At 68.6% G+C, this 19,980-nt stretch carries 11 protein-coding genes, 3 rRNA genes and 2 pseudogenes; 5 read left to right on the top strand and 11 right to left on the bottom strand.

Translation table 11 applies throughout. From position 1 onward, the window contains the following. Positions 1-26 precede the first annotated feature (26 nt). Together ACQEVS_RS19095 and ACQEVS_RS19090 are read left to right on the top strand one after the other, a co-directional pair. The gene (locus ACQEVS_RS19095; RefSeq protein WP_433021939.1) at positions 27-1,448 is read left to right on the top strand and encodes an ATP-binding protein; all 1,422 of its coding nucleotides are present in this window, start codon (positions 27-29) and stop codon (positions 1,446-1,448) included. 346 nt (positions 1,449-1,794) lie between these two features. Further along, positions 1,795-2,964 carry a type VI secretion protein gene (locus ACQEVS_RS19090; RefSeq protein WP_433028181.1) on the top strand — a complete coding sequence of 390 codons (1,170 nt, stop codon included), beginning with the start codon at positions 1,795-1,797 and terminating at the stop codon, positions 2,962-2,964. A 51-nt stretch (positions 2,965-3,015) separates the two neighbouring features. Here the strand turns inward: ACQEVS_RS19090 and ACQEVS_RS19085 are convergent. Further along, positions 3,016-4,006: pseudogene (locus ACQEVS_RS19085) on the bottom strand (GlxA family transcriptional regulator). 132 nt (positions 4,007-4,138) lie between these two features. On the opposite strand from ACQEVS_RS19085, the gene ACQEVS_RS19080 reads away from it, so the two are divergent. Both ACQEVS_RS19080 and ACQEVS_RS19075 read left to right on the top strand, forming a co-directional pair. Beyond that, complete coding sequence (locus tag ACQEVS_RS19080) at positions 4,139-5,077, top strand: alpha/beta hydrolase (protein WP_433021937.1); 939 nt, start codon at positions 4,139-4,141, stop codon at positions 5,075-5,077. A 148-nt stretch (positions 5,078-5,225) separates the two neighbouring features. Next, the gene (locus ACQEVS_RS19075) at positions 5,226-6,197 is read left to right on the top strand and encodes a hydroxyacid dehydrogenase (protein ID WP_433021935.1); all 972 of its coding nucleotides are present in this window, start codon (positions 5,226-5,228) and stop codon (positions 6,195-6,197) included. Positions 6,198-6,279: 82 nt separating this feature from the next. On the opposite strand, the gene rrf is transcribed toward ACQEVS_RS19075, so the two are convergent. The 6 genes from rrf to ACQEVS_RS19045 form a co-directional block, all read right to left on the bottom strand. Further along, positions 6,280-6,395: ribosomal RNA gene (gene rrf, locus ACQEVS_RS19070) — 5S ribosomal RNA — on the bottom strand. Positions 6,396-6,472: 77 nt separating this feature from the next. Then, positions 6,473-9,597 (bottom strand): 23S ribosomal RNA (locus tag ACQEVS_RS19065). Positions 9,598-9,872: 275 nt separating this feature from the next. Further along, positions 9,873-11,398, bottom strand: a 16S ribosomal RNA gene (locus ACQEVS_RS19060). The 16S, 23S and 5S rRNA genes sit together here, the layout of an rRNA operon. A 563-nt stretch (positions 11,399-11,961) precedes the next feature. Further along, entirely contained in the window at positions 11,962-12,114 is a 153-nt protein-coding gene (locus ACQEVS_RS19055) for a hypothetical protein (RefSeq protein WP_433021933.1), read from the bottom strand. Continuing rightward, positions 12,114-12,452 carry a hypothetical protein gene (locus ACQEVS_RS19050; RefSeq protein WP_433021931.1) on the bottom strand — a complete coding sequence of 113 codons (339 nt, stop codon included), beginning with the start codon at positions 12,450-12,452 and terminating at the stop codon, positions 12,114-12,116. The genes ACQEVS_RS19055 and ACQEVS_RS19050 overlap by 1 nt, the downstream gene beginning before the upstream one ends. A 54-nt stretch (positions 12,453-12,506) precedes the next feature. Beyond that, complete coding sequence (locus ACQEVS_RS19045; protein WP_433021929.1) at positions 12,507-12,869, bottom strand: SH3 domain-containing protein; 363 nt, start codon at positions 12,867-12,869, stop codon at positions 12,507-12,509. 164 nt (positions 12,870-13,033) lie between these two features. Between ACQEVS_RS19045 and ACQEVS_RS19040 the strand changes: the two genes are divergently transcribed. Beyond that, positions 13,034-15,283, top strand: coding sequence for a serine/threonine-protein kinase (locus tag ACQEVS_RS19040; RefSeq protein WP_433021927.1), 2,250 nt, complete (start codon positions 13,034-13,036; stop codon positions 15,281-15,283). A gap of 301 nt (positions 15,284-15,584) precedes the next feature. Here ACQEVS_RS19040 and ACQEVS_RS19035 read toward each other — a convergent pair whose 3' ends face one another. The 4 genes and pseudogenes from ACQEVS_RS19035 to ACQEVS_RS19020 all read right to left on the bottom strand — a co-directional run bounded on the left by ACQEVS_RS19035 (position 15,585) and on the right by ACQEVS_RS19020 (position 19,973). Continuing rightward, complete coding sequence (locus tag ACQEVS_RS19035) at positions 15,585-16,346, bottom strand: PepSY domain-containing protein (RefSeq protein WP_433021925.1); 762 nt, start codon at positions 16,344-16,346, stop codon at positions 15,585-15,587. Between the two features lie 126 nt (positions 16,347-16,472). After that, complete coding sequence (gene ilvD, locus ACQEVS_RS19030) at positions 16,473-18,314, bottom strand: dihydroxy-acid dehydratase (RefSeq protein ID WP_433021923.1); 1,842 nt, start codon at positions 18,312-18,314, stop codon at positions 16,473-16,475. Positions 18,315-18,513: 199 nt separating this feature from the next. Then, positions 18,514-19,152 (bottom strand): annotated as a pseudogene (locus ACQEVS_RS19025) (TetR family transcriptional regulator); the annotation flags it as partial. Then, a complete protein-coding gene (locus ACQEVS_RS19020) occupies positions 19,149-19,973 on the bottom strand; it encodes a sugar phosphate isomerase/epimerase family protein (RefSeq protein ID WP_078588148.1) in 825 nt (274 codons plus the stop codon). The gene ACQEVS_RS19020 and the pseudogene ACQEVS_RS19025, both read right to left, overlap by 4 nt. Between the last annotated feature and the right edge of the window lie 7 nt (positions 19,974-19,980).

Here is a 19,980-nt window from a genome sequence, read left to right as displayed (position 1 = left end):
CGACGCTAGACCTAGGGGCGACCGCCGTGCTCGATCCGCTCTCCGCCATCACCAACGCCTTCACCAGCTTCCTCTTCGGGAAGGTGGAGACGACCCGCCTGCCCGTCCGCACCTCCACCGGGCAGGCGCAGGCCGTCTACCTGCCCACCGCGGCGCCCGGCCTGGGCGACTCCGGCGTGATCATCGGGCGCGAGGTGTACTCCGGCAAGGGCTACATCTACGACCCGTTCCAGCTGTACGGCCAGCAACTGCCCGCGCCGCACTGGCTGGTCCTCGGCGAGTCCGGCAACGGCAAGTCGGCGCTGGAGAAGACCTACGTCCTGCGGCAGCTCCGCTTCCGCGACCGGCAGGTCGTCGTCCTCGACGCGCAGGGCGAGGACGGCGTCGGCGAGTGGAACCTCATCGCCCAGCAGCTCGGCATAACCCCGATCCGGCTCGACCCCATGGCCGCCCTCGACGGCGGCATCCGGCTCAACCCGCTCGACCCGTCCATCACCACCACCGGCCAGCTCGCCCTGCTGCGCACGATCATCGAGGTCGCCATGGGCCGCGGCCTCGACGAACGCTCGGGCTTCGCGCTCAAGGTCGCCCACGCCTACGTCAATGAATCGGTGACCGACCGGCAACCGGTGCTGACGGACATCGTCGAACAACTCCGCCATCCGGAGGCCGAGTCGGCGGAGTCGATGAACGTCGACATAGACGACGTACGCGCCTGGGGCCTGGACGTCGCGCTCGTCCTCGACCGCCTGGTCGACGGCGACCTCCGCGGCATGTTCGACGGACCGACGACCGCCGGCATCGACCTCGACGCCCCACTGATCGTCTTCGACCTCTCCCACATCGACCGCAACTCCATCGCCATGCCCATCCTCATGGCGATCGTCGGCGTCTGGCTCGAACACACCTGGATCCGGCCCGACCGCAAGAAGCGCATCTTCCTCGTCGAGGAAGCGTGGCACATCATCAACTCCCCCTTCGTCGCCCAGCTGTTCCAGCGGCTGCTGAAGTTCGGTCGCCGGCTCGGCCTGTCCTTCGTCGCCGTGGTGCACCACCTCTCCGACGTCGTCGACGGCGCGGCCGCCAAGGAGGCCGCCGCCATCCTCAAGATGGCCTCCACCCGGACGATCTACGCCCAGAAGGCGGACGAGGCCCGCGCCACCGGCCGGGTCCTCGGCCTCCCCCGCTGGGCCGTCGAGATCATCCCGACCCTCACCCCCGGCATCGCCGTCTGGGACGTCAACGGCAACGTCCAGGTCGTCAAACACCTGATCACGGACGCCGAACGCCCGCTCGTCTACACCGACCGCGCCATGACCGAGGACGGCGTCGTCGACCGCGGCCCGGCCCCCGAACGGACGGCGGCGGACCGCGCGGCCGCGGCGCGGGAACGGTATCCGGACCCGGACGAGGTGTACGGCACGACGCCCCGGTCGACGGTGGCCTGACCGTGGCGCAGGGTTCGCGGCCTCCGGGCGAGCGGGGCACCGGCGGGGTGCCGGACGGCCTGCTGGTCGGCGTCTTCGCCTTCCTGCTGGGCACGACGGTGCTGCTGTGGTCGGCGACGGGCCTGGCGGGCTTCTTCGCCCACGGCGACTGGCCCGAGGCCGTCACCCTCACCCACACCCCCCTGGCCCTGCGGCACCTGATGTCCGACCCGCGCGACCTGTCCGCCGCCTGGCCGGACACCCCGCCCGACGAGCTGTCGGGGTACGGGCTGTTCTGGGGCATCGTGATCAGCGAGGCGCTGGTGGCCGTGGTGCTGCTGGTGTTCGCGCTGGGCTCGCTGGCCCGGTGGCGCCGCGTCCGACGGTTCCGGAGGGACGCGGCGGTACCGGCGATGGGCGACGGCCCGGGGCACGCGGAGGCGGCAACCGCACCGGTGCCCACGGAGCTGCCCGCAGCGGAACCGCAGGCGGCAGCCCCCCACCCGACGACAGCACAGCAGCCCCCGGCAACGACACCAGCAACCGCACCCCCGTCGGAATCGGCCGCACCCCCGCCCGACCACCCCACGCTCATCCCCTCCCCCGCCCGCCCGCCGCGCCCCGACGTCTCGTCTACGGCACCGACCGGCGCTCCGCGGCGGCCCGGGCGATCCTGGAGGCCGCCGGGCCGGTGCTGGTCACCACCAGCGACCCCGGGCTGTGGGCGGAGACGAAGGACTCCCGCGCGAAGCTCGGCCCGGTCCGCGTCTTCGACCCGGGCCACCTCCTCGACACCCCCGACCGGCTCCGCTGGAACCCGGCCGCCGACTGCGAATCGCGCACCACGGCCGCGGCCCGCGCGAACGCGCTCCTCGCGCCCGTCCGTCCGTTGAGCGCCCTGGACTCGCTGACCGCGGAGACGGCGGAGACGCTGCTGGGCTGCTGGCTGCACGCGGCGGCGGTGGACGGCCGCCCGTTCCGGCAGGTGCACCGCTGGGCCCAGGGCACCTCGGCCCACGAGCCCGTACGGATCCTCCGCACCAACCCCAAGGCGGCGGCCGGCGCGGCGGGCGAACTGGAGTCCGCACTGACCGGGCACCCGGAACGAAGAGACATGGCACAGGAGTTGACGACCCGCGCCCTCAATGCGCTGTCTTCGGTCCACATTCGCGACGCGTGCAATCCAAATCGGTCGGATGTGCTCGCGCTGGAATCATTCGCCGCGGAGATGGGAACGCTCTACGTGGTGGGTGAGGCGATTGAGGATCCCCGCACCCGCCCGGGTGCGATGCCCTTGCTGACCGCACTCACCGCGAACGTGGTCGAGCGCGGCCGGGGCGTGGCCGAACGGTCACCTTCCGGTCGGCTCGACCCACCACTCACCCTGGTCCTGGACGACGTCGCCGCCGTGGCCCCGCTCCCCGCCCTCCCGGACCTCTTGGAGGACGGCGCCGAACTGGGCATGCCCACCCTGGCGTTGATGCGATCGGAAGAACAGGCCCGCACCCGCTGGCCCCGCCGCACCCTGACCGGCTGAGCGCGCCTGCCCACCGACCGTGGGACGCCGAGCCGGCCGGCCCCTGCTCCCCTACGACGAGTGCGCCGCGGGGGAAGCACGGAACGCCCTGCGGTAAGCGGACGGGGTGGTGTCCAGGGGCATCCCGCATGTGCTGCCGGAGGTTCGTTCCGCTGCCCAGGCCGGTCCTGGCCGCGATGTCGTCCACGGGCAGCTCCGTCGACTCCAGCAGGTGGCGCGCGTGGTCCAGACGGGCCGAGGTGAGCCATGCGGCGGGGGAGAGACCGGTCTCCTGCCGGAACCGCCGGGTGAACGTCCGTACGCTCATGTGGCAATGCGCCGCGAGGTCCTTGAGGGACAGCCGCCGGTCCAGGTGCTCGGTCATCAACGCCCGCGCCCCGGCCGTCGAGGTACCCGCGTCCTCCCCGACCGGGCGCTCGACGTACTGCGCCTGCCCGCCGTCCCGCAGGGGCGCGACCACGTTGTAGCGGGCCACGCGGTTGGCCACGGAGCTGCCGTGGTCCTCCCGGACCAGGTGCAGGCACAGGTCGATGGCCGCCGCGCCGCCGGCCGAGGTCAGGATCCCGCGGTCGGCGATGTACAGCGGGTCGGTGTCGAGGTCGACCGCGGGGAAGAGCCGCCTGAACTGCCGCGCGTAACGCCAGTGGGTCGCGGCCCGGCCGCCGTCCAGCAGGCCGGCCGCCGCGAGGACGAACGAACCGGTGCACAGGGACACCAGCCGGGCGCGCTGCCGGGCCGCGCGCAACGCCTCCGCGACGCGGGGCTCCACCGACCCGTCCTCGACCACCTCCGGGCAGCGGGTCCCCGCCACGATCACCGTGTCGGCGTCCTCCAGCAGGGACAGGTCGCCCTGCGGCGTGACGCCGTACCCGTTCACCGTCGGCACCTGCGAACCGTCCGGGGTGAGGGTGCGCACCTCGTAGGCCGCATGCCCCGTACGGGTCTCGACCCCGGCCAGCATCTGGGCCGGGATGCTCAGGTCGAAGGCCACCACCGGTGCGAGGGCGAGCACGGCCACACGATGAGGTGCCATAACGGTCATGGCCCAATAGTTGCAGATGGTGGCCCTCGGGCCACTTCTGTGCCGCTCGCGATCGGCAGAGACTGAGTCCGGTTCCGCAGTCCGCCGACTCCGGCCAACACCCGGTCCGTACCAGGAAGGTGACCAACAGCCATGCCCGTCCCCGCCGTCGATCCCGAGATTCAATCCCTGCTCGACACCGCCGACACCGGCGTCTTCCCCGTCCACGGCCTGGACGCGGTCCTCGCCGACCCGCAGCGCTACGCACTCCTGCGCGCCCGCCCCGACACACCCGTCGACGACCAGGTCAAGGTGAGTGATCTGTACATACCCGGCCCCGGAGGCCGTCTGCGGCTCCGCGTCTACCGGCCCGACGCCCCCGAAGACCTGCCGGTCATCCTCTACGTGCACGGCGGTGCCTTCACCTACGGTTCCCCCGAGGCCGAGGAGGGACGTTCCCTGCGCTACGCACGCGACGTCCGGGCCGTCGTCGTCTCCGTCGACTACCGTCTCGCGCCCGAACACCCCTACCCGGCCGCGGCCGACGACGCCTACGCCGCCCTGACCTGGATCGCCGCCAACGCCGCCGAACTCGGCGGCGACCCCGCGCGCGTCGCGGTGGCCGGCGGCAGCGCCGGCGGGAACATCGCCGCCTCCACGGCGCTGCGCGCCCGCGACCAGGCGGGCCCGCGCGTGCTCTTCCAGTCGCTGACCTACCCGGGCGTGGACGGCAGCCTGGCCACCGCCTCGGCCCGGGAGTTCACCGACACCCCGGTCCTCAACCGGCGGGCGATGGAACTGGCCTGGGAGTACTACGCCGAGGGCACCCACTCCGCCCCGTACGCCTCCCCGCTCCGCGCCACCGACCTCAGCGGGCTGCCGCCCGCCTACATCGCCGTGGCGGAGGTCGACCCGCTCCGCGACGAGGGCCGCGACTACGCCGCACGCCTGTCCGCCGCCGGCGTCACCACCGAACTCGTCCAGGTCCCCGGCGCCGTCCACGGCTTCGACCTGCTCTTCCCCCAGGCCCGCAGCAGCGAACGCAACCTCGCCGACCAGGTACGTGCCCTGCGGGAGGCCCTCCACCACTGACCGGCCACCGCGGCCTGCCATCACGACCCGCCACCGCGACTGAGGGGTGTGGACGCGCTCGAAGACGGTGGCGAGTTCTCACCCCCTTCTCCCCCACGGGACACCGGTGGACGTTTCCCCCACAGGAGGGAAGGGCAGAGCGCGCAAGGTGACGATCGCGACGGATCTGTGCGTATGGGTGGCGATGGGCGAGCGGCAGGAAGCCGCCGTACTCCCTCCGGAGCTGCTGACACGGCTCACGAGATGGGCGACGCCCGTGGGGTCCCTGGCGGAGGCGGACGTCGTCGTCACCGGCTGGGGCACCTCCCTCGTCCTGGACGAGGCGACCCTCGCGACGGCACCCGGCTTACGGGCGTTGGTGCACACGGGGGGTTCGGTGAGGAGAATCGTCACCCCCGCCGTGTGGGAGCGGGGTCTCACCGTCTCCTCGGCCGCCGACACCAACGCCGGCCCGGTCGCCGAATTCGCCTACGCCCAGATCACCTTGGCCGCGAAGAAGGCCCTCGGCGCCGCGGCGGGCTACCGCGCGGGGCGCTGGCCGACGTTCGGGGCGCGGGAGGGGGCGGACGGCCGGACCGTGGGGGTCGTGGGCGCCTCCCGGATCGGCCGGCGCGTGCTGTCCCGGCTGCGCGGTTCGGAGGCGGGCTACCGGGTGCTGCTGTACGACCCTTATGTCTCCGCCGAGGACGCGAAGCGGCTGGGCGTCGAGCTCACCGATATCCACACCCTGTGTGCGACGAGTTCGATCGTCACGCTTCACGCCCCCGAACTCCCGGAGACGCGGCGGCTGCTGAACGCCGAACACCTCGCCCTGCTGCCGGACGGCGCCACGGTCGTCAATACCGCGCGTGGCGCACTCATCGACACGGACGCGCTGGTACGGGAGTGCGCCTCGGGCCGGCTGGACGCCTTCCTCGACGTGACGGACCCCGAACCCCTGCCCGCCGGCCACCCGTTGTTCTCCCTCCCGAACGTCTTCCTCACGCCGCATATCGCCGGCTGTCAGGGGGACGAGGTCCGGCGGCTGGGCACGTTCGCGGTGGAGGAAGTGGGGCGACTGGCACGGGGCGAGCCGCTGGTGGGAGTGGTGCGCCGGGAGGAATGGGCGCGGATGGCCTGAACGGGGAAAGGCCGTAAACGCAGAAGAGCCCCTGGCTCGGGTTGTTTTCACAATCCGAGCCAGGGGCTCTTCATCAAATTTAGTTCGGCGGCGTCCTACTCTCCCACACGGTCCCCATGCAGTACCATCGGCGCTGAAAGGCTTAGCTTCCGGGTTCGGAATGTAACCGGGCGTTTCCCTAACGCTATGACCACCGAAACACTATGAAACAATTTCAACAACCGGCACTTTGGTTGTTCGTGGTTTCAGAACCAACACAGTGGACGCGAGCAACTGAGGACAAGCCCTCGGCCTATTAGTACCAGTCAGCTCCAACCGTTACCGGTCTTCCACACCTGGCCTATCAACCCAGTCGTCTACTGGGAGCCTTACCCCATCAAGTGGGTGGGAGTCCTCATCTCGAAGCAGGCTTCCCGCTTAGATGCTTTCAGCGGTTATCCCTCCCGAACGTAGCCAACCAGCCATGCCCTTGGCAGAACAACTGGCACACCAGAGGTTCGTCCGTCCCGGTCCTCTCGTACTAGGGACAGCCCTTCTCAAGACTCCTACGCGCACAGCGGATAGGGACCGAACTGTCTCACGACGTTCTAAACCCAGCTCGCGTACCGCTTTAATGGGCGAACAGCCCAACCCTTGGGACCGACTCCAGCCCCAGGATGCGACGAGCCGACATCGAGGTGCCAAACCATCCCGTCGATATGGACTCTTGGGGAAGATCAGCCTGTTATCCCCGGGGTACCTTTTATCCGTTGAGCGACGGCGCTTCCACAAGCCACCGCCGGATCACTAGTCCCGACTTTCGTCCCTGCTCGACCCGTCGGTCTCACAGTCAAGCTCCCTTGTGCACTTACACTCAACACCTGATTGCCAACCAGGCTGAGGGAACCTTTGGGCGCCTCCGTTACCCTTTAGGAGGCAACCGCCCCAGTTAAACTACCCACCAGACACTGTCCCTGATCCGGATCACGGACCCAGGTTAGACATCCAGCACGACCAGAGTGGTATTTCAACGACGACTCCACACACACTGGCGTGCATGCTTCACAGTCTCCCACCTATCCTACACAAGCCGAACCGAACACCAATATCAAGCTATAGTAAAGGTCCCGGGGTCTTTCCGTCCTGCTGCGCGAAACGAGCATCTTTACTCGTAGTGCAATTTCACCGGGCCTATGGTTGAGACAGTCGAGAAGTCGTTACGCCATTCGTGCAGGTCGGAACTTACCCGACAAGGAATTTCGCTACCTTAGGATGGTTATAGTTACCACCGCCGTTTACTGGCGCTTAAGTTCTCAGCTTCGCCCCACCGAAATGGAGCTAACCGGTCCCCTTAACGTTCCAGCACCGGGCAGGCGTCAGTCCGTATACATCGCCTTACGGCTTCGCACGGACCTGTGTTTTTAGTAAACAGTCGCTTCTCGCTGGTCTCTGCGGCCACACCCAGCTCAAGGAGTAAATCCCATCACCGGACATGGCCCCCCTTCTCCCGAAGTTACGGGGGCATTTTGCCGAGTTCCTTAACCATAGTTCACCCGAACGCCTCGGTATTCTCTACCTGACCACCTGAGTCGGTTTAGGGTACGGGCCGCCATGAAACTCGCTAGAGGCTTTTCTCGACAGCATAGGATCATCCACTTCACCACAATCGGCTCGGCATCAGGTCTCAGCCTTAACGTGTGACGGATTTGCCTACCACACGGCCTACACCCTTACCCCGGGACAACCACCGCCCGGGCTGGACTACCTTCCTGCGTCACCCCATCGCTTACCTACTACAAGTCTGGGTCGTCGGCTCCACCACTTTCCATCACCCGAAGGATCCGGAACGGCTTCACGGACTTAGCATCGCCTGATTCGATATTGGGCGTTTCAAAGCGGGTACCGGAATATCAACCGGTTGTCCATCGACTACGCCTGTCGGCCTCGCCTTAGGTCCCGACTTACCCTGGGCAGATCAGCTTGACCCAGGAACCCTTAGTCAATCGGCGCACACGTTTCCCACGTGTGTATCGCTACTCATGCCTGCATTCTCACTCGTGAACCGTCCACAACTCGCTTCCGCGGCTGCTTCACCCGGCACACGACGCTCCCCTACCCATCACAGTCCCCGTTGGGGGTATGTACTGCAATGACACGACTTCGGCGGTACGCTTGAGCCCCGCTACATTGTCGGCGCGGAATCACTTGACCAGTGAGCTATTACGCACTCTTTCAAGGGTGGCTGCTTCTAAGCCAACCTCCTGGTTGTCTCTGCGACTCCACATCCTTTCCCACTTAGCGTACGCTTAGGGGCCTTAGTCGATGCTCTGGGCTGTTTCCCTCTCGACCATGGAGCTTATCCCCCACAGTCTCACTGCCGCGCTCTCACTTACCGGCATTCGGAGTTTGGCTAAGGTCAGTAACCCGGTAGGGCCCATCGCCTATCCAGTGCTCTACCTCCGGCAAGAAACACACGACGCTGCACCTAAATGCATTTCGGGGAGAACCAGCTATCACGGAGTTTGATTGGCCTTTCACCCCTAACCACAGGTCATCCCCCAGGTTTTCAACCCTGGTGGGTTCGGTCCTCCACGAAGTCTTACCTCCGCTTCAACCTGCCCATGGCTAGATCACTCCGCTTCGGGTCTTGGGCGCGCTACTCTGGTCGCCCTATTCGGACTCGCTTTCGCTACGGCTTCCCCACACGGGTTAACCTCGCAACACACCGCAAACTCGCAGGCTCATTCTTCAAAAGGCACGCAGTCACGACACAAGAAGCAAGCTCCTTGTGCGACGCTCCCACGGCTTGTAGGCACACGGTTTCAGGTACTATTTCACTCCGCTCCCGCGGTACTTTTCACCATTCCCTCACGGTACTATCCGCTATCGGTCACCAGGGAATATTTAGGCTTAGCGGGTGGTCCCGCCAGATTCACACGGGATTTCTCGGGCCCCGTGCTACTTGGGTGTCTCTCAAACGAGCCGCAATGATTTCAGCTACGGGGGTCTTACCCTCTACGCCGGACCTTTCGCATGTCCTTCGCCTATCACTACGGTTTCTGACTCGTCTCACAGCCGGCAGACTATGAAAGAGAGATCCCACAACCCCCACGACGCAACCCCTGCCGGGTATCACACGTCGAAGGTTTGGCCTCATCCGGTTTCGCTCGCCACTACTCCCGGAATCACGGTTGTTTTCTCTTCCTGCGGGTACTGAGATGTTTCACTTCCCCGCGTTCCCTCCACACTGCCTATGTGTTCAGCAGCGGGTGACAGCCCATGACGACTGCCGGGTTTCCCCATTCGGACACCCCCGGATCACAGCTCGGTTGACAGCTCCCCGGGGCCTATCGCGGCCTCCCACGTCCTTCATCGGTTCCTGGTGCCAAGGCATCCACCGTGCGCCCTTAAAAACTTGGCCACAGATGCTCGCGTCCACTGTGCAGTTCTCAAACAACGACCAGCCACCCGTCACACACCAGACAAGCTGGCGCTTCACCGGGGCCGGACCGAAGATACAGACCGTAGCCCGTACCCTCAGACACCCAACAGCGTGCCCGACCCAGTCACATCAGATCCTGTGTTCCACGCCGAAGCAGTACTAACAAGTCCCTTGCAACTGTGCCGAATAGTCAACGTTCCACCCATGAGCAACCGTGCAGAACGTTTGTCTGCAGTCGGCTATGTGCTCCTTAGAAAGGAGGTGATCCAGCCGCACCTTCCGGTACGGCTACCTTGTTACGACTTCGTCCCAATCGCCAGTCCCACCTTCGACGGCTCCCTCCACAAGGGTTGGGCCACCGGCTTCGGGTGTTACCGACTTTCGTGACGTGACGGGCGGTGTGTACAAGGCCCGGGAACGTATTCACCGCAGCAATGCTGATCTGCGATTACTAGCAACTCCAACTTCATGGGGTCGAGTTGCAGACCCCAATCCGAACTGAGACCGGCTTTTTGAGATTCGCTCCACCTCACGGTATCGCAGCTCATTGTACCGGCCATTGTAGCACGTGTGCAGCCCAAGACATAAGGGGCATGATGACTTGACGTCGTCCCCACCTTCCTCCGAGTTGACCCCGGCAGTCTCCTGTGAGTCCCCATCACCCCGAAAGGCATGCTGGCAACACAGAACAAGGGTTGCGCTCGTTGCGGGACTTAACCCAACATCTCACGACACGAGCTGACGACAGCCATGCACCACCTGTACACCGACCACAAGGGGGGCACTATCTCTAGCGCTTTCCGGTGTATGTCAAGCCTTGGTAAGGTTCTTCGCGTTGCGTCGAATTAAGCCACATGCTCCGCTGCTTGTGCGGGCCCCCGTCAATTCCTTTGAGTTTTAGCCTTGCGGCCGTACTCCCCAGGCGGGGAACTTAATGCGTTAGCTGCGGCACGGACGACGTGGAATGTCGCCCACACCTAGTTCCCAACGTTTACGGCGTGGACTACCAGGGTATCTAATCCTGTTCGCTCCCCACGCTTTCGCTCCTCAGCGTCAGTATCGGCCCAGAGATCCGCCTTCGCCACCGGTGTTCCTCCTGATATCTGCGCATTTCACCGCTACACCAGGAATTCCGATCTCCCCTACCGAACTCTAGCCTGCCCGTATCGAATGCAGACCCGGGGTTAAGCCCCGGGCTTTCACATCCGACGCGACAAGCCGCCTACGAGCTCTTTACGCCCAATAATTCCGGACAACGCTTGCGCCCTACGTATTACCGCGGCTGCTGGCACGTAGTTAGCCGGCGCTTCTTCTGCAGGTACCGTCACTTTCGCTTCTTCCCTGCTGAAAGAGGTTTACAACCCGAAGGCCGTCATCCCTCACGCGGCGTCGCTGCATCAGGCTTTCGCCCATTGTGCAATATTCCCCACTGCTGCCTCCCGTAGGAGTCTGGGCCGTGTCTCAGTCCCAGTGTGGCCGGTCGCCCTCTCAGGCCGGCTACCCGTCGTCGCCTTGGTAGGCCATCACCCCACCAACAAGCTGATAGGCCGCGGGCTCATCCTGCACCGCCGGAGCTTTCCACCACCGAGCATGCGCTCAGTAGTCGTATCCGGTATTAGACCCCGTTTCCAGGGCTTGTCCCAGAGTGCAGGGCAGATTGCCCACGTGTTACTCACCCGTTCGCCACTAATCCCCTCCCGAAGGAGGTTCATCGTTCGACTTGCATGTGTTAAGCACGCCGCCAGCGTTCGTCCTGAGCCAGGATCAAACTCTCCGTGAATGTTTACCCGTAATCGGGTGACACTCGCGTTGAGCGGAACGACCAGGCGGAATAGGCCCGGTCGTTCACAGCGTCCTCGCTGTGTTTTTCAAAGGAACCTCATCCAGGACCACAAGGATCCGTGGACGGGGTTGTTTTATAGTCTGGCGTTGACTTTTGGCACGCTGTTGAGTTCTCAAGGAACGGACGCTTCCTTTGTACTCACCCGAGAGACTCTCTCAGGCTTTCCTCCGGGCGCTTCCCTTCGGTGTTTCCAACCTTACCAGATCCGTTTTCCGTTCCGTTTCCGGTTCGGATTCCGTTTCCGGCCCCCTGCTGGAGCGGGGTTTGTTTCGCGCCTTCCGGCGTGATCACTACTTTACCGGATTTCCCCGGCGGCGCCTAATCGGTGCCTGGGGCTCAAACAGAACCGAATTCCGGCATGCCGAAATCAATCCCGTTCAAGGGCCGTGCAGTAGAGGATCCCGCCGAGTTGGCGTGAAGTGCCGCCCCGGCTTCCTCGCGGACGCCGTGGCAACTCGAAGAACTCTACACGAGGTTCGGCAGTGCTCGTGCCCACCCCCTCACCGCTGCTTCCCACCGCCCCTCGCGGCCCGCTTCGCCCCCGCGCGCCGCGCCCGCTCCTCGTACTCCCGCCGGTGCAGCTTCTCGCCGGGGGCCTCCTGGAACGCCCGCAGGGACCACGCGAGGAAGACGCCGATGAAGCCGATCACCATCAGGGACTGGGTAGACTCCCCGCCCCCTCTTTCCCCCGCCTCTCCCCGCCCCGGACGAACCCCTCCCACGTGCGCCGGAAGGCGAGGGCCGTACAGACGGCCATCCCGACCACCACGATCACGTTCACCAGGCCGCCCACCTTGGCGATGGCGAGGCCCTGATACCCGAGGCGCAGGGCCAAGGCGCCCGCCACGGCGGCGGCCAGGCCGCCGGCGGCGACACCCGCGCGGCGCCAGGCGTAGCCGCCGTCGTGCTCGACCCAGGTCGTTCCGAAGAACCGGATGGGCTCGGGCTCCGGCGGGCCGGCGGAGTGCGTTGTCCGCTTCTGCGTGCTCATGCGCCGATTATTGACCTGGTGTCGCCCGGGATCAGTGTCGATCAATATCGATCATCATCCGCACCGCACCGTCACGAAGTCGCTGCTCCCGGTTTTCACATAGGCGTCGGATACATACTGGCCCGGCGCGATGTTGTCCCAGATGTTCGTCGTACCGCAGGGCCCCGAAACGGTCTCGCCGCGCGTCTGGCAGCGGATGGCGACGCGGGTGTCCTGCGAGAGGACCTTGACCAGCCGGCTGCTGGTGCTGGGGCCGCTGCGCACGTTCACCTGGTACCCGGGGGCCAGCGAGTAGAAGACGGCGTCCGCCGCTGCCTGAACGGACGGTATGGATGACGCGGGCGACGCCTCGACGACGAGGGTCCCGTTCCCGGCCACGCTTCGGTCCTGCTCCTCGACGATCTCTTCGCCGGCCATGGTGCGCCCTCTCCTGTTTCGAAATGACCGTCAAAGAACTGTTGTTGACGGGCCGATGACATGCGCAGGCTAGCAAGGTCGGGCACGTCCTCCCGGGCATCAGGTGCCCCATCGATTAGGCTCCGCAAGCCGCCTATGCGGCCGAGACGACACGGGGGTGGGGAATGCCGCCGCTGCGCGACACCGGGAGCGGCCCGGAAGCGGAGGATCCGGAGTACGCGGGCCGGTACCGCCTGGAGGGCCGGCTCGGCACGGGCGGCATGGGGGTCGTCCACCTGGCGCACTCGCCCTCGGGGCTGCGGCTCGCCGTCAAGGTCGTGCACGCCGAGTACGCGGCGGACCCGGAGTTCAGAGCGCGGTTCCGGCAGGAGGTGGCGGCGGCACGCCGGGTCAGCGGCGCGTTCACCGCACCGGTCGTGGACGCCGACCCGGACTGCGACCGGCCGTGGATGGCGACGTTGTGCATCGCCGGGCCGACCCTCGCCGCGTACATCAAGCGGAACGGTCCGCTGCCCCCGGACGAGGTGCGCCGGCTGGCGGCGGGGCTCGCGGAGGCGCTGCGCGACATCCACCGGGCCGGGGTCGTCCACCGCGATCTGAAGCCCAGCAACGTCCTCCTTTCCGAGGACGGGCCGAAGGTGATCGACTTCGGCATCTCCAGGCCGTACGACAGCGAGTTGCGGACGGAGACGGGGAAGCTGGTCGGCACCCCGCCGTTCATGGCGCCCGAGCAGTTCCAGCGGCCGCGCGAAGTGGGCCCGGCGGCGGACGTGTTCGCGCTCGCGTCGGTGCTCGTCCACGCGTCGACCGGGCGCGGGCCGTTCGCGTCCGACAGCCCGTACCTCGTCGCGTACCAGGTGGTGCACGACGAGCCGGAGCTGGCGGGGGTGCCGGAGGACCTCGTTCCGCTGCTCAGGGACTGCCTGGCGAAGGAGCCCGGGCTGCGGCCGACGCCGGACGTCATCATGTCCCGGCTGCCGGAGCCCCCGCCGGGCGGGCGGCTCGTCCCCGCCTGGTTGCCGGAGGCCGCGCCCCGGCTGCCGGACGTTCCGTACGAGCCGCCGCCCCGGCCGCCCCGCCGCGCCCTGCGCCCGCCCCGGGCGGAGGCCCGGCCCGCGCGGTCGGAGACTCCCGTGACCCACCCCGCCCGGCTCCCGGCCCAGGGCGCGGCACGCGGCGGGGACGAGGAACCGCCGGCCGGGCGGTCCCGGTGGCGGCGCGTCACGTGGTTCGCGGTGGGGGCGGTGGCGACCGTCGCGCTGGGCGTCGGCGCCGGATGGGCCGTCCGCGAGACCGACACCGAGGACGAGCCGCTGCAGACCCGGGCCACCGCCGCGAGCACCGTCTGGCAACCGTGGCAGATCCTGCTTCCGGGGAAGCCGCCCGGCAAGCCCGGCGAGGCCCGCCCTGCCTTCTGCGACCACTCCGAGGACGCGCTGTACTGCTCCGCTCCCGGGCTGCTCGCCGTCCGGATCGACAGCTACGACGGCACGGTGGCGTGGCGGCGTGACGAGACGGGCCGGCGGGCGGACGCGGCGCCGGCGGCCCCCGTCGTCGCCGGCGGCCTGGTGCACGTCCAGTCCGCCGACGGCCGGCGGCTGCTCGCCCTCGACGCCGCCTCGGGACGCCAGCGCTGGGCCGGCGACGTGTCGCGGTACGGGGGGCGGGTCTCCTTCGCGGGGGACACCATCCTGCTGGTCGCCGAGGACGGCACGGTCACCGCGCTCGACGCGCGGACGCACAAGGAGCGGTGGCGGCACGGCATCCCGGGCATCCGCACCCCGGTCTTCTCCTCCTACGGCACCGGTCCCGCCTACGCCGTCACGCCGTCGGACGACGGGCGGTCCACGCGGATCGTCGCCGTGGACCCGCTCACCGGCAAGACGCTGTGGCAGTGGACGGCGAACGGCAACCTGTCCGTCGTCGGCGCCCGGTGGGACGGCGGGCTCTATCTGACCGCCGCCGACACGGACAACCGCGTCTCCGCCGTCGTCCGCTACGACCCGTCGGCGCACCGGGAGCGCCGGGTGCTGCTGAGCGCACCGGTGATCGCGGCGAGCGCGGTGGCGCGGCGGGACTCCGTCTACGTGCTGTCGAACGACGGCGGGCTGACCGCGGTGGACACCGAACGAGGACTGCAGCTGTGGCGGACGGAGACGTCCGTGGCCAACGCGTCGGCCCTGGTGGCCGACCACCGCAGGGTGTACTTCTCGGCGGCGGACGGCCGGCTGATAGCGGTGGACGCGCTCGGCGGCGACCTGCTCGGCCAGACGAAACCGAGGCTGGCCAAGGCCGGGCAGGGCTTCCCCGGGGTGCTGCCGCCGCCGGTGGCGACGCGCGGGAAGGTGTACGGCTCCGCGCCCGACGGGACGGTGTTCGCGCTGAACGGGCGGGAACCGGAGCACTGGCGCTGACCGGAGCGCCGCACCGGCGTCCAGGGGACGCGGACGGTGGGGGCCGCCGCCGGGGGCCGACCCGCGGCGGCTGTCGCGGGGGCGGGCGACGGACGTACGGCGGCGGGCCGGTCCCGGTGGGCCGGTCCCGGTGGGCCGGTCCCGGTGGGTCGGTCGCCGCGCGGTGTCGTCAGTCGGGGTGCCGTCAGTCGCGGGTGCGGGCGGTCGCGGGTGCGGGCGGTCGCGACGCCGGGTGCGCTTCCCTGCGGTCCGGTGGTCAAGTGCGATCCGGTGCGCTGCCGTCCGCGGCGGCCCGGTGCCGTCAGTCGTGGTCGGCGTGCTCCCGCAGGACCGCCCGGTCGGTCGCGTCGATGTCGTACGTGGTCTTGTTCCAGTCGTTCGGGGTCACGACGTCCGCCTTCCAGATCAGTTTCTTGCTTCCTCCGGTCTTTTCGTCGCTCGTCTCCAGTTCGAGCGTGGTGATCGTCCCCTTTTTCCGTTCGGTGGCCGTCGCGGCGGCGTCGTGCGGGGTGACGCGGACTGCCTTGAGGTGGTCGGCGCGTTCGCGTTTGTCGTCGCCGTCCTGGCCGGCGTCCGCGGACGACTTCTTGACCTTGCCGGTGACGCCGTCCACGACGACGGAGTGGGACGTTCCGTCGGCCGTCGCGACCTCGGCGTGCCACTCGGGCCCACCGTCCGGGGCGCGTTTCAGTTCGACGGCGAGGAGCCTGCTTCCCGCGATGTCACCGGTCGCGGCCCGGGCGGCCTGCTCCCAGCCGGTCTTCGCGGCCGGGACCAGCGCCTTGCGCTCGGCCTGGTCCGTGGTGAGCGGCCGTTCGGGGGCGGGGCTCGGGCCCTCTACCGTCGGCGCCCGGGAGCCGGACGGCGACGCTCCGGCCGACGGGGAGGCGGCCTTCCCGCCGTCGTCCCCGCACCCGGCGAGGAGCAGGCCGGCCGCCGCCGCGCCGCAGACGGCCAGCAGGGCGGCGCGGCGGGGCGGGCGCGGGCAACGGGGGTGGGGCGGGCGTGAGTAACAGGAAGGGCTGTCGTCCGTACGGTCCTGGTCAAGTCCACTCGGTGCCATGAGTGAGCGTTTTGCCCGGCCGCCGCCCTCCATGTCCCGCCGCCCGCGCGGATCACCCGGGCGTGCGGTACACAGCGGTACACGGAGGAGGACGGAAGAGGACGGAAGAGGGCGGGCCGGTCGGGCTCAGCCCAGCTTGGTGACGTCCCGCACCGCGCCCTTGTCCGCGCTGGTCGCCATCGCCGCGTACGCCCGCAGCGCCTGCGACACCTTGCGCTCGCGGTTCCGGGGCGCGTAGACGCCGCCGAGGGCCGCGCGGCGGGCCGCCAAGTCCTCGTCGGAGACCAGCAGTTCGATGGTGCGGGACGGGATGTCGACGCGGATGCGGTCGCCGTCCTCGACGAGGGCGATCGTGCCGCCGGACGCCGCCTCGGGCGAGGCGTGGCCGATGCTCAGGCCCGAGGTGCCGCCGGAGAAGCGGCCGTCGGTGATCAGCGCGCATTTGGCGCCCAGGCCGCGCCCCTTGAGGAACGAGGTGGGGTAGAGCATCTCCTGCATGCCGGGGCCGCCCTTGGGGCCCTCGTAGCGGACGACGACCACGTCGCCCTCCTTGACGCGCTTGGTGAGGATGGCGTCCACCGCCTCCTCCTGGGACTCGACGACGACCGCCGGTCCTTCGAACGTCCAGATCGACTCGTCGACGCCGGCGGTCTTCACGACGCAGCCGTCCTCGGCGAGGTTGCCGTACAGGACGGCGAGGCCGCCGTCGGCGGAGTAGGCGTGGGCGGTGTCGCGGATACAGCCGTTCGCGGCGTCGAGGTCGAGCGTCTCCCAGCGCTCGGACTGCGAGAACGCCTCGGCCGAACGGACGCAGCCGGGGGCGGCGTGGAACATCTCGACGGCCTCGGGCGCGGGCGAACCGCCGCGCACGTCCCAGCGCTTGAGCCACTCGGCGAGCGAGTCGGCGTGCACGCTGTGCACGTCCTCGTGGAGGTGCCCGGCGCGGTGCAGCTCGCCGAGGATGGCGGGGATGCCGCCGGCCCGGTGCACGTCCTCCATGTGGTACGAGCCGTTGGGCGCGACCTTGCAGACGCAGGGGACGCGGCGCGAGACGGCGTCGATGCGCGACATGCCGAAGTCGAGCCCGGCCTCCTGGGCGGCGGCCAGCAGGTGCAGGACGGTGTTGGTGGAGCCGCCCATCGCGACGTCGAGGGCCATCGCGTTCTCGAAGGCGGCGAGGGAGGCGACGGAGCGCGGCAGGACCGTCGCGTCGTCCTGCTCGTACCAGCGGCGGGTGATCTCGACGACCGTGCGGCCCGCGGCCTCGTACAGCTCCTTGCGGGCGGTGTGCGTGGCGAGGACCGAGCCGTTGCCGGGGAGGCCCAGGCCGAGCGCCTCGACCAGGCAGTTCATCGAGTTGGCGGTGAACATGCCGGAACAGGAGCCACAGGTGGGGCAGGCGGCCTCCTCGATACGGGCCAGGTCCTCGTCCGAGACCGTCTCGGAGACGGCCTCCGACATGGCGCTGATCAGGTCGAGGTTGGTACGGACCGTGCCGTCCACGAGCGTCGTCTTGCCGGCCTCCATCGGGCCGCCGGAGACGAAGACGGTGGGGATGTTCAGGCGGAGGGCGGCCATCAGCATGCCCGGCGTGATCTTGTCGCAGTTGGAGATGCAGATCAGCGCGTCCGCGCAGTGCGCCTCGGTCATGTACTCGACCGAGTCGGCGATCAGGTCGCGGGAGGGGAGGGAGTAGAGCATGCCGCCGTGGCCCATGGCGATGCCGTCGTCCACGGCGATGGTGTTGAACTCGCGCGGCACGCCGCCCGCCGCCTTGATCGCCTCCGAGACGATCCGGCCGACCGGCTGGAGGTGGGTGTGCCCCGGCACGAACTCCGTGAAGCTGTTCGCCACCGCGATGATCGGCTTGCCGAAGTCCTCGCGCGCTACACCGGCGGCGCGCAGAAGGGCTCGGGCGCCCGCCATGTTGCGGCCGTGGGTGACGGTACGGGACCTCAGCTCGGGCATGTTCGCTCCGCTCGTCGTGGTGTGGATTCGAGGGTACGTGGGGGATCCGTGATCCGGACACGGTTTCCGGGATGTGAGATAGCCCCGGTCCCTCCACCAGCCCGTCCGGCGTTTGAGGACAACCGCGCGGAGCGCGGTTTCGGGGTGCGGGGGCGCAGCCCCCGCAGGAAACGGAGAAAGGGCGGGGCCGGGGCCTACCCCCCTCCAAATGCCGCTGCACCGCCGGCGCCACCATCCGCACCACCACGTCGAAATCCGCCGAAGCCAGCGGCTCCACCTTGATCACATGCCGCAGCATCACCACCCCCACCAGGTGCGCCGCCGCGATCTCGGAGCGCAACTGCGCGTCCGGAATGCCCAGTCCGCCGGCGATCCGCAGCATCAGCCGGTGCGTGACGAGGTCGCGGAAGACGCCCGCGGCCGTCTCGTTGGCGACGGCCGAGCGGAGGATGGCGAGCACCGGCTCGCGGGTGACGGGGTTCTCCCAGACACCGAGGACGAACCGGGTGATGCGTTCGCCCGCGTGCTCCCGGTCGCCTTCCAGCAGGACGTCCGGCGCGGGCAGGGCGGGCGCGAAGGCGACCTCGACGGCCGCCGCGAACACCCGCTCCTTGGGGCCGAAGTAGTGGTGGACGAGGGCGGGATCGACGTCCGCGCCCCGCGCGATGGCCCGGATGGACGCCTTGTCGTAGCCGCGCTCGGCGAACTCCGCGCGGGCGGCGGCGACGATGCGCTCCCGGGCGCCGGGGCCGGCCCCGGCCTCCGCGCGGGGCGGACGGCCGCGGCGTCTGGGCGCGGGCGGCGTGGAGGGCCGGGGCGGCGTGGGGGGCTCGGTCACGGCCGGGCCGCGCCCGTCGGCGAGGCGAGGTGCAGCCGGGTGAAGGCCAGCGCCTCCGCCAGGTCCGCCTCCCGCTCGGCGGCCGACATGGCCCGCCGGGTGTTGACCTCGACCACGATGTGACCGTCGAAACCGCTGACCGCCAGCCGCTCCAGCAGCTCCGCGCAGGGCTGCTTGCCGCGCCCGGGAACCAGGTGCTCGTCCTTGTTGGAGCCATTGCCGTCGGCGAGGTGGACGTGCGCGAGCCGGTCACCCATCCGGGCGATCATGTCGAGCGCCTCCGTACGGGCCGTCGCCGTGTGGGAGAGGTCGACGGTGAAGTGCCGGTAGTCGTCCTTGGTGACGTCCCAGTCCGGCGCGTAGGCGAGGAGTTCGCGGTCCCGGTAGCGCCACGGGTACATGTTCTCCACGGCGAAGCGGACGTCCGTCTCGTCGGCCATCCGCCAGACGCCGCGCACGAACTCCCGCGCGTAGGAGCGCTGCCAGCGGAACGGCGGGTGGACGACGACGGTGCTCGCACCGAGCCGTTCGGCCGCCGCCTTCGCCCGCTGGAGCTTGACCCACGGATCGGTCGACCAGACGCGCTGCGTGATCAGCAGGCAGGGCGCGTGGACGGCGAGGATCGGCATCCGGTGGTAGTCCGAGAGCCGGCGCAGGGCGTCGATGTCCTGGCTGACCGGATCGGTCCAGACCATGACCTCGACTCCGTCGTAGCCCAGACGGGCGGCGATCTCGAAGGCCGTCGCCGTGGACTCCGGGTACACCGAGGCCGTGGACAGGGCGACCTTCGCATCCGGGATGCGCACCACTGGCTCTGTCACGAAGGAC

It is taken from the genome of Streptomyces sp. CA-181903, from assembly GCF_050937075.1.
Taxonomy (GTDB): domain Bacteria; phylum Actinomycetota; class Actinomycetes; order Streptomycetales; family Streptomycetaceae; genus Streptomyces.
Note: the sequence above shows the minus strand (reverse complement) of the source record. Positions and strands in the feature narration are given on the sequence as shown.

Coding starts and splice junctions, on each gene's coding strand:
- ACQEVS_RS19080 (WP_433021937.1), top strand. CDS start 4,139: ATGCCCGTCCCCGCCGTCGATCCCGAGATTCAATCCCTGCTCGACACC.
- ACQEVS_RS19055 (WP_433021933.1), bottom strand. CDS start 12,114: ATGGTGATCGGCTTCATCGGCGTCTTCCTCGCGTGGTCCCTGCGGGCG.
- ACQEVS_RS19050 (WP_433021931.1), bottom strand. CDS start 12,452: ATGAGCACGCAGAAGCGGACAACGCACTCCGCCGGCCCGCCGGAGCCC.
- ACQEVS_RS19045 (WP_433021929.1), bottom strand. CDS start 12,869: ATGGCCGGCGAAGAGATCGTCGAGGAGCAGGACCGAAGCGTGGCCGGG.
- ACQEVS_RS19040 (WP_433021927.1), top strand. CDS start 13,034: ATGCCGCCGCTGCGCGACACCGGGAGCGGCCCGGAAGCGGAGGATCCG.
- ACQEVS_RS19035 (WP_433021925.1), bottom strand. CDS start 16,346: ATGGCACCGAGTGGACTTGACCAGGACCGTACGGACGACAGCCCTTCC.
- ilvD (WP_433021923.1), bottom strand. CDS start 18,314: ATGCCCGAGCTGAGGTCCCGTACCGTCACCCACGGCCGCAACATGGCG.